Source organism: Acidovorax sp. HMWF029, from assembly GCF_003060895.1.
Classification (GTDB): domain Bacteria; phylum Pseudomonadota; class Gammaproteobacteria; order Burkholderiales; family Burkholderiaceae_C; genus Acidovorax.
Window position 1 is genome coordinate 1 of sequence record NZ_QAIH01000309.1, and the last position, 9,261, is coordinate 9,261.

6 protein-coding genes are annotated in these 9,261 nt (G+C 65.1%); 5 read left to right on the plus strand and 1 reads right to left on the minus strand.

Annotated elements, in window-relative coordinates; translation table 11 throughout:
- Positions 1 to 152: 152 nt before the first annotated feature.
- Positions 153 to 1,301 carry an acyltransferase gene (locus DBR12_RS20690; protein ID WP_108618945.1) on the plus strand — a complete coding sequence of 383 codons (1,149 nt, stop codon included), beginning with the start codon at positions 153 to 155 and terminating at the stop codon, positions 1,299 to 1,301.
- Positions 1,298 to 1,780 carry a GNAT family N-acetyltransferase gene (locus DBR12_RS20695; protein ID WP_108618946.1) on the plus strand — a complete coding sequence of 161 codons (483 nt, stop codon included), beginning with the start codon at positions 1,298 to 1,300 and terminating at the stop codon, positions 1,778 to 1,780. Before DBR12_RS20690 ends, DBR12_RS20695 begins: the two co-directional genes overlap by 4 nt.
- On the opposite strand, the gene DBR12_RS20700 is transcribed toward DBR12_RS20695, so the two are convergent.
- On the minus strand, positions 1,766 to 2,257 hold the full coding sequence (locus DBR12_RS20700) for a glutathione peroxidase (protein WP_108618947.1): 492 nt from the start codon (positions 2,255 to 2,257) through the stop codon (positions 1,766 to 1,768). The genes DBR12_RS20695 and DBR12_RS20700 overlap by 15 nt on opposite strands.
- Positions 2,258 to 2,442: 185 nt before the next feature.
- Here DBR12_RS20700 and tssI point away from each other — a divergent pair, with 185 nt between their 5' ends.
- The 3 genes from tssI to DBR12_RS20715 all read left to right on the plus strand — a co-directional run.
- Positions 2,443 to 4,992: a type VI secretion system tip protein TssI/VgrG gene (gene tssI, locus DBR12_RS20705; RefSeq protein ID WP_108618948.1), complete on the plus strand. Its 2,550-nt coding sequence runs from the start codon at positions 2,443 to 2,445 to the stop codon at positions 4,990 to 4,992.
- Positions 4,993 to 5,059: 67 nt separating this feature from the next.
- Complete coding sequence (locus tag DBR12_RS20710; RefSeq protein WP_108618949.1) at positions 5,060 to 5,491, plus strand: DcrB-related protein; 432 nt, start codon at positions 5,060 to 5,062, stop codon at positions 5,489 to 5,491.
- Positions 5,492 to 5,634: 143 nt separating this feature from the next.
- Positions 5,635 to 9,261: DUF6531 domain-containing protein (locus tag DBR12_RS20715; RefSeq protein ID WP_108618950.1), on the plus strand; the 3,627-nt coding region annotated here is incomplete at its 3' end.

The window sequence follows — 9,261 nt, forward strand, 5'->3', positions numbered from 1 at the left end:
AGTGTAGGCAGCAGGCCCCCGGGGGCGCCGCCGTTCGTCCCACGGGGCCACCGCTGGTCCCAGGCGGGGGTGGGGCCATCCCACTGCCGGGCTGCCCGCGCAGTCCCCGGCCCACCATGGCGCATCTTTTCGCCCCCGACCCTGTTCCTCCCATGTCCCCCCGCCGCCACGACATCGACGCCCTGCGGGCCCTGGCCTTTGCCCTCGTCATCCTGTACCACGTCGCCATGTTCTACGTGGCCGACTGGCACTGGCACCTCAAAAGCCCCCATGCGGCCGAGTGGCTGCAGGCGCCCATGCGCGCACTCAACCTGTGGCGCATGGATCTGGTGTTCCTCATCTCCGGCCTGGCCTTCAGGCTGGTGGCCCGGGGGCAGACCGCGGCGGGCCTCATCCGCCAGCGCAGCCTGCGCTTGCTGCTGCCCCTGGCCTTTGGCATGGCCGTGGTGGTGCCCTACCAGGCCTATGCGCAAGGCGTGGCCAACGGCCTGATCGCGCCGGGGTTTGGCGCGTTTTTGCTGCGGTACCACCCCGGCAGCCGCTGGCCCGCCGGGGCGTTCGATGGCTGGGAGGTGGGCATCACCTGGAACCACCTCTGGTACCTGGCCTACCTCTGGGTCTACACCGTGGTGCTGGCACTGCTGCTGCCCCTGGCCGAATCCGCCATCGGCCAGCGGCTGGGCCAGGCCTTCACCCGGCTGCGGGGCGCGCGGCTGGTCGTGGTGCCCGTGCTGCCGCTGGCGCTGTACTCGGTGCTGCTGTGGCCGCACTTCCCGCCCACCCATGACCTGGTCCAGGATGCCTGGCTGCACGCCGTGTACTTCACCGTGTTCGTCTACGGCTACTGGATCGGGTGGGACGGAGGCCTGTGGGCCGAGCTGGTGCGCCAGCGCTGGCGCACCCTGGGCCTGGCGCTGGGCTTGCTGGTGATGTACCTGGGGCTGCTGGGCCTGGCGCAGCAGCACGGTGTGCGGGCTGCGCGCCTGCCGCTGCGTGTGCTGGCGGATGCCTACCTCTGGGCTGCGCTGCTGGCCATCCTGGGCTGGGCACACCACCGCCTCAACCGCCCCTGGCCGTGGCTGCGCTGGGCGAACGCATCGGTCTACCCCTGGTATGTGCTGCACCAGACAGTGATCATCGGGCTGGTGGTGGCTTGTTCACCCTGGCACCTGGGGCCTGTGATGGAGCCCGTGCTGCTGGTGGTGGGGACGGTGGCGCTGTGCTGGGGGATCACAGCGGTGGTGCAGCGCGTGGGGTGGCTGCGGCCGCTGTTCGGGCTGGCCCCCACAATGCGGGCATGAGCCGCCTGCCGCCAGCACTCACGCTGCGCTCCGCCACCCCACAAGACCTCCCTCAACTCGCGCCCCTGTGGCGCGACGCCTGGGCCAGCGCCAACCCGGCGGTGACCACCGTGGCGCCACTGGCACATTGGGCGGCGCGGGTGGATGCTGAGTTTGGCCCGCCTTGCACTACCACCGTGCTGGTGGAGCAGGGCCACACCGTGCGGGCCTTCATGGTGCTGGACCGGGCCCGGGGCCATCTGCACCAGCTCTTCGTAGCACCCGGGGTGCAGGGGCAGGGTCTGGGGGCGGCATTGGTGCAGCAGATCTGCGAGCAGTTTTGCCCCCAGGGGTGGACCTTGCATGTCGCCACCACCAATGTGCGGGCGCGGCGGTTTTATGCGCGCTGTGGTCTGGTAGAGGAGGTGGTGGACCACCATCCCGACACAGGGCGTGAGCGGGTGTTGTGCTGCTGGGGGCGGCCCTCAGCCCTGCGCTAGCGCCGCCTCAATATCCCCCGCCAGTTTCTTCGGCGCATCCTGCGGCGCATAGCGGCGGATCACCTGGCCGTCCTTGCCGACCAGGAACTTGGTGAAGTTCCACTTGATGGCCTTGCTGCCCAGCAGGCCCGGGGCCTCGGCGGTGAGCCATTTGTACAGGGGGGATGCGTTGGCGCCGTTCACGTCGATCTTGGCCATCATCGGAAAGCTCACACCGTAGTTGAGCTGGCAGAAGCTGGAGATCTCGTCGTTGCTGCCGGGGTCCTGGCTGCCGAACTGGTTGCAGGGGAAGCCCAGCACGACGAGGCCTTTGTCGGCATATTCCTTGTGCAGCTCTTCCAGCCCGCCGAACTGGGGCGTGAAGCCGCAGGCGCTGGCGGTGTTGACGATGAGCAGTACCTTGCCCTCGTACTGGCGCAGGGGCACGCTCTGGCCGTTGATCTGCTGGGCTTCAAAGTCGTAGATGCTGGTGGGCATGCGGGTACTCCGGGTTGTTCGGTCGTATTTGTTGCAAATGGTCTTCTTTATTCCATTCTGGTTACCTTGGTTACCTTTTGCGTTGATTTTGTTAATTTTGTAGGAGCGCCCGGCAACGAAAAACATCACTTCGATAGCTATCATGCCCAGCCATCCAAACCAACGGGCTCAATAGTCTGCAGCACATGGAACGCCGCGTCACGATTCAAACGCCTTTGGGCGAACAACTCAAGTTCAGGCAGCTGCAAGGCACGGAAGAAATCAGCCAGTTATTCGCGCTGGATGTGGATCTGCTGAGCGACAGCAAAAGCATCGACCCCAAGGCATTGCTGGGCAAGAACGCCACGATCGTGGTCGAGACGGAAGGTGGGGGCCAGCGCCACATTGACGGCATCGTCACCCGTTTCGGCATGCAGGGCCAGGACCATCGGATGTATTCTTACCGCGCCCGTCTGAGCCCGTGGCTGTGGCTGGCCACCCGGAAGAGCGATTTCAAGATATTCCAGAACAAAACGGTTCCGGAGATTATTGAAGAGGTCCTGGGGAAATATGGACAGCCCTTCGACAAAAAATTGACCCGCACTTATCGCACGTGGGATTATTGCGTTCAATATAACGAAACAGATTGTCAGTTCGTATCTCGTCTCATGGAGCACGAGGGGATCTATTACTACCATCAGCATTCCCCTGGGCAGCATGTGCTCACGCTGGCAGACGACATTGTTGCGTCGCACAGCACCTTGCCCGGTGCCGCCAGCATTCCTTTCTACCCACCTGAAAAAGCCGCGATTTCCGACCGCGAATGCATCTTCGCGTGGGAGTCGGCGGAAGAGATCAAATCGGGCCGCCACTACAACGACGATTACGATTTCAAGAAGCCCAAGGCCGATCTGTCGAATATGCGCAAGATGCCGGTCGGTCACGCGCACGACAGCCACGAGATTTACGAGTGGCCCGGCGGCTACACCGAGTACGGTGATGGCGAGACGTATGTGCGTGTGCGCCTTCAGGAGAACCTCACCCGCGAGAGCGTAGTGCAGGGCAAGTCGAGTTGCCGCGCGCTGGTGCCGGGCTACACCTTCAGCCTGGAGAACTACCCGCGCGAAGACCAGAACCAGCAGTACCTCATCACGGCCGTCCAGTACCACTTTCAGGAAAACCCGGAAGTGAGCAGCGTTGCCAAACCGACGCCGAAAACCACCAAGGACGAGGTGGGCTCCATCCAGCGCTTCGTGCTGAAGGCTCAGCCCACCAGCATGGCCTTCACGCCGCCCCGCGTGACGCCGAAGCCCCGCAGCCAGGGCCCACAAACGGCAGTGGTGGTGGGGCCGCCGGGGGAAGAAATCTGGACGGACAAGTTCGGCCGAGTGAAGGTGCAGTTCCACTGGGACCGCATCGGAGCGATGGACGAGAACTCCAGCTGCTGGATCCGCGTATCCCATCCCTGGGCGGGTGCGAAATACGGCGGCATCTTCACACCGCGCATTGGCCAGGAGGTGATCGTCGATTTCCTCAATGGCGATCCGGACTATCCCATCATCACCGGGCGTGTCTACAACGCGGACCAGATGCCACCGTGGGAGCTGCCCCGGCACAAGACCCAGTCGGGCTTTCAAACCAACTGGAGCAAGGGCGGCGGCGGCAAGCACATGTTGCGATTTGAGGACCAAAAGGGTATCGAGCACATTGAGCTGTCCACGGACCATGGCAATACCCACTTGCACATGGGCTACCTGATGAACCAGAGCACCGAGGCCAAGCGAAGCTACGGTTTTGAATTGCGTACCAACGAGTGGGGAGCGATCCGGGCGGACAAGGGGTTGCTGATCACGACGTATACGCAGGACTTCAAGCAGAAGCTAGCGCACGACAACCCGGACGGCTTCGACGGCCTGGGTGAAGGTCTGGCCAACACGGCTTCGCTGATGGAGGAAGCAGGCGAGGCCGTCGCCGCCATGAACGGCGCCATCGAAGCCATCAATGGCCTCAAGACATCGCACATGATGGAGCTGAGTTCGGGAATCGCCGCGATGACCGGTGGCAAGGCTGCCATGGCCACCTTGTCGAAAGCGGCGGCTGCCATTGCTGCGCTCGCCGGCGACAGGGGAGGGGGTGGTGCAGGGGCGGAAACGCTCATGCCCACGAATACCGACCCGGCCATGCCGCAGTCGCAGGCGCTGCGAGAGCTATCCAAGGACATCAGCAAGCCGGTGGTTTCCATCGTGAGCCCCGAAGGGCACTCGATGATCAGCCCCAAGCCCATCGTGATCAGCTCGGGGCAGAGCGCCTCCATGCATGCCAAGCAGCACATCACGCTGTCAAGCGGCGCGCAGCTCACCCAACTGGCCAAGTGCGGCATGCTGACCCACGTGTCCGAAGGTGGTCAGCGCAATACCGTGTCCAAGGGCGACATCGCATCGGAAGCCCAGACGGGCAACATGAACCTCACCGCCCAGCAGAACATCACCCTGGCTTCCAAGCAGGACACCGCCACCGTCGTCGGCGACCAGAACGTGAACATCCAGGCCACGAAGGATTCCGTGCTGGTGAAGGCGGCCAAGCACATCCGGTTGCAGGCGGGCGAAAGCATCACGCTGACCATCGGCGAGGGAGAGGGCGTCGCTTCGCTCAAGCTCACCGACAAAGGCGAAGTCGTCATCAAGGGCAAGAACGGCCTGATCAAGCTGAGCGAGTTGCTGGACGTTCACGGGGCACCCATCCAGCTCAACTGCTGAATCAACCCTCCCTGCGCAGCAGACCTTTTCGCTAGCACGACAGCCATCTCCACCAAAGAACCTTCGCATGCAATTCCATCTCAACGAAGGCAGCTTTACGCTGCCCGACGGCCTTCGGGACAACAGCATGAACATGCTGCTGACGGGCCACAGTGGCCTGGACCTGAGCCTGATCATCACCCGGGACAGGCTGGAGCCTGGCGAATCCTTCGAGGCCTTCGTCGACCGCCAGATCAAAGCGGTGACACTGCAGGTCAGCAAGTTTTCCATCCAGGAAAAACACGCGCAGAAGGCCCCCGGCAGGGACGAAACCATTGCCGTGGAACTTGCCCAGCAGTTCACGCAGAACGGCCAGGTTATCCACCAGCGGCAACGCACGTGGCTGTTGCCGGACGCCGCCAGCGTGCTGGTGCTCACGGCGGCGTCTGCCGCGCCCATCACCGACGCGCAGAAGAAGGCCTGGCTGGCCATTTGCGCAAGCTTCCAGCCGCGCCACTGAACCTGGCAGCGCCGGGTTGCGAGCCCGCGTCCCGGCAGCCGCTCCGACGCACATCGTCGGACCTCGGCACTCGTTGACGCCGCAGTACCCCGTAGCGCAACCCGGCAGCCGCCCCACCCCTCGTTCCACGAACCCCTTCGCCCATGAGTCAGTTTCCACCCGCGGCCCGACTGGGCGACCCCATTGCCCACAGCAATGCCAACGCACGCCTGCTGGCCAAGGTGGTGGGCATAGCCGCAGGCGCTGCCGCGCTTGGTGCGCTGTGCGCTGGAACCATCGCGGCCGGGGTGACAGCGGGTGTTGCAGCCGTCGGCACCGTGGTCACGGGCGGGCTGGCGGCGCCGATCCTCGCGGGAGCCGTCGTGCTGACCGGAGCGCTGGCCACCCTCGCTGTCAGCATGGCGGGGGGCGCCATCGGAGAAAAAATTGCCGATTGGCTGGTCCCTGAAACCTGGGATGTGACCGGGGCCATCACGACCGGCTCACCCGATGTGTTCGTCAACAGCATTCCCGCTGCGCGGGCCACCAACGCGGTACCGATGGACGAAGTGGTTTGCGGCAAGCACACCATCACGCCCGTCAACCTGATCGCGCAGGGCGCGGCGGTCGGGCCCAAGCAGACCGTCATCAATGAAGCCCTGGCCGCCCGCAAGGGCGACAAGGTCGTGTGCGGGGCCACCATCCATGCAGGCTCGCCCAACGTCTTTATTGGCGGGGCTCCTGAGACGGTGCGTGACTACGACGACGAGGTCAATCCACTGCTGCGGGCGGCACTATTCATTGCGGAGGCCCGAAATCTCCTGAAGAACATCAAATGTCTCTGGAAGCTGGTCAAGGATCCGAAGGCGCTCGTCAAAAACGCGGAATGCATGTTGAAGGCTGCGCAAGCCGCAGGCTCAGCGGCCATGACCGTGCCGGCCATCCTGGGCAACCCTGTGCACATCGCCACGGGCGCCAAGCTCCTGGCCGATGGGAGCGATCTGGATTTCGTGCTGCCAGGCGTGCTGCCCGTGGCGTGGCAGCGCATCTACAACAGCCTGGACGAGCGCAGCGACGGCCCGCTGGGCCGCGGCTGGAGCACACCTTACACGGTGCAGCTGCACCTGGACCACGATCCGCAGGGCCGGCCCGCCGTCACCTACTACGACGCAGATGGGCGCGACATACAGTTCACCCGCCCGGCGCCTGGGCAAGGCCTGTTCAGCGTCGCTGAGGGGATCGGCGTGCTGTGCAGTGAAGGCGGTGACTACGTCGTCGTCACAGCCGAAGGCATGTACCGATGGTTCGGCCAGGCGCCCGCCGGGAGCGTGGATGATGCTGCGGCGGTGGGCGTATTGCACCTGCAGCGCATCGAGGACCGCAACGGCAATTACCACGCGCTGCGCTACGGGGACCACGGTGTGCTCACCCATGTGGCGGACAGCGCAGGCCGGCTCCTGGAGTTTCTGTATGTTCCGGGCACCGCCCGGCTTCAGCAGATTCATCTGCGCGTGGGCGCCGACGGTGAGGCTGCGCAGGCGCTGGTGAACTACCGTTACGACGCCGCAGGCCAACTGGCCGAAGTCAGAGACCGCGCAGGGCAGACGACGCGCCGGTTTACCTATGCAAATGGCCGCATGGCGAGCCACCAGCTGCCCGGTGGCTTGCTATGCAGCTACGAATGGCAGGAGTTTGCCCAAGGCATCGGCAATCGCCCTGGCCCCCATGCGCGCGTGGTGCGGCACTGGACGGACGACGGCGAAGCGTATGCCTTTGAATACGGCCTGCATGGCGACGGTAGCGGCAGCACCCAGGTCACCGACGGCCTGGGCCGCCGTCAGCAGTGGCACTGGAATGCCGACCACGAAATCACCCGCCACACGGACGCTCTGGGTCACACCACCACGCAGGTGTGGGGCGCCACTAAAGAGCTGCTGGGCCATACAGATGCGCTGGGGCGATCCACCACGTACACCTACGACGACGCTGGCAACCTCACCTCAGAAACGGACGCCCTGGGACGCACGCACCGCCAGCGCTGGAGCCCCGGCCCGGCCAGCCTGCTGGTCGCGACGGAAGACCCCGGCGGCGGAACCTGGCGCTACCAGTACGATGACCACGGCAATCTGGTGGCGGAGACCGACCCTCTGGGCCATGTGACCCGCTACGCGAACGACAACCGAGGCTTGCCCGTTCTGGTGACCGATGCCCACGGCGGGCGCAAGCAGCTGCGCTGGGATGCGAGGGGCCAGTTGACCGCCTACACGGATTGCAGCGGCAAGACCACCCGCTACACGTACGACGCGCAGGGCCACCTTCACCAGGAAATCGACGCCCTGGGCCAGTCCACCGCTTTCGAGCGCGACCCGCTGGGCCGGCTGTTGCAGCTGACCCTGCCGGACGGTGCGCAGCACCAGTACCGCTACGACGCGGCGGGCCAGTGCGTGATCGCGACCGACGCACTGGGCCATACCACCAGCTATAGCTACAACCAGCGCGGCCAGCTGACAGGGCGCTCCAAAGCGGTTGGCGCACTCACCAGTACCATCCAGCTGGGGTATGACGCGGCACGGCGCTTGTCGGCGCTGGTCAATGAAAACCGCCAGGCGTACCGGTTCGCTTACGATGCGGCGGACCGCCTGGTGGCCGAGACCCGCATCGACGGCACCCGGCAAGTGCTGCACTACGATGCAGCCCACCAGGTCGTCGGCGTGACCGAACACCCCATGCCCCTGGGCCAGGGCGACGCCGTGCCGGGCCACGCCGAGGTGCAGCCCATCCACACCCAGTTGGTGCGCGATGCCGCGGGCCAGCTGGTGCAGAAGAACGTCTACACACCCGGTGTGGCCGCGCAAGCGGGCGCAGCCGCAACGCTGCCGCCGCCCGATCTGCAAGCCCGGATCGACTATGCATACAGCCCCACCGGCGACTTGTTGACGGCGCAACACAGCACGCCGCTGGGCGAAGTCGTTGCACAACACACCTGGCAATACGACGCTTTGGGCCAGGTGCTGCAGGAGACCGCCGGGCACGCCGTGCAAGGGCAGCAGCGCAGCAGCGCGCTGCACCACCAATACGACGCATTGGGCAACCGCATCGGCACCAGGCTGCCGGACGGGCGCGCGCTGAACCACCTGTACTACGGCAGCGGCCACCTGCACCAGATCAATCTGGACGGTGCCGTCCTGGCCGACATCGAGCGCGACGACCTGCACCGCGAGGTGCTGCGCACGCAAGGCCGCCTGGCCAGCCGTTTTGCCTACGACCTCGTTGGTCGCAAAGCGGCGGCCTGGGTGCGGCCAGCCATGCTGCGGGTAGGGCGCGGCATCGGCACCGACCAAGGTGCCGATGGCCCGTGGAGCCCCCACAACGCAGACTGGAGCCAGCGCTTGCAGCAGCGGCACAACGCCGAAGACGTGCTGCTCAAACGCTACAGCTACGACAGGAACGGCGAGCTCACCAGCGTGGAGCACAGCCAGCAGGGGCACACCCTGCACCGCTACGACCAGGGCGGGCGCATCACGCAGACGCTGTCGAACCAGCCCGAGCGCAACGAACACTTCCACTACGACCTGGCGGGCAACCGCATCAGCGCGCTGGAGGAAAGCAGCCTCAGCAGCCAGGGACGAGGCTGGGTGCAAAACAACCGCGTCAAGGTGTTGCAGGACAAGCGCTACGACTACGACGGCTTCGGTCGGCTGATCAGAAAACGCATCGGTAGCCACACGGAGCAGCACTACCGCTACGACCACCAGCACAGGCTGACCCAGGTGGCGGTGGTGCGGGCGGGC

What these genes read in the sequence shown, in the direction of transcription:
- DBR12_RS20690 (WP_108618945.1), top strand. Translation starts at nt 153, where the DNA reads ATGTCCCCCCGCCGCCACGACATCGACGCCCTGCGGGCCCTGGCCTTT.
- DBR12_RS20695 (WP_108618946.1), top strand. Translation starts at nt 1,298, where the DNA reads ATGAGCCGCCTGCCGCCAGCACTCACGCTGCGCTCCGCCACCCCACAA.
- DBR12_RS20700 (WP_108618947.1), bottom strand. Translation starts at nt 2,257, where the DNA reads ATGCCCACCAGCATCTACGACTTTGAAGCCCAGCAGATCAACGGCCAG.
- tssI (WP_108618948.1), top strand. Translation starts at nt 2,443, where the DNA reads ATGGAACGCCGCGTCACGATTCAAACGCCTTTGGGCGAACAACTCAAG.
- DBR12_RS20710 (WP_108618949.1), top strand. Translation starts at nt 5,060, where the DNA reads ATGCAATTCCATCTCAACGAAGGCAGCTTTACGCTGCCCGACGGCCTT.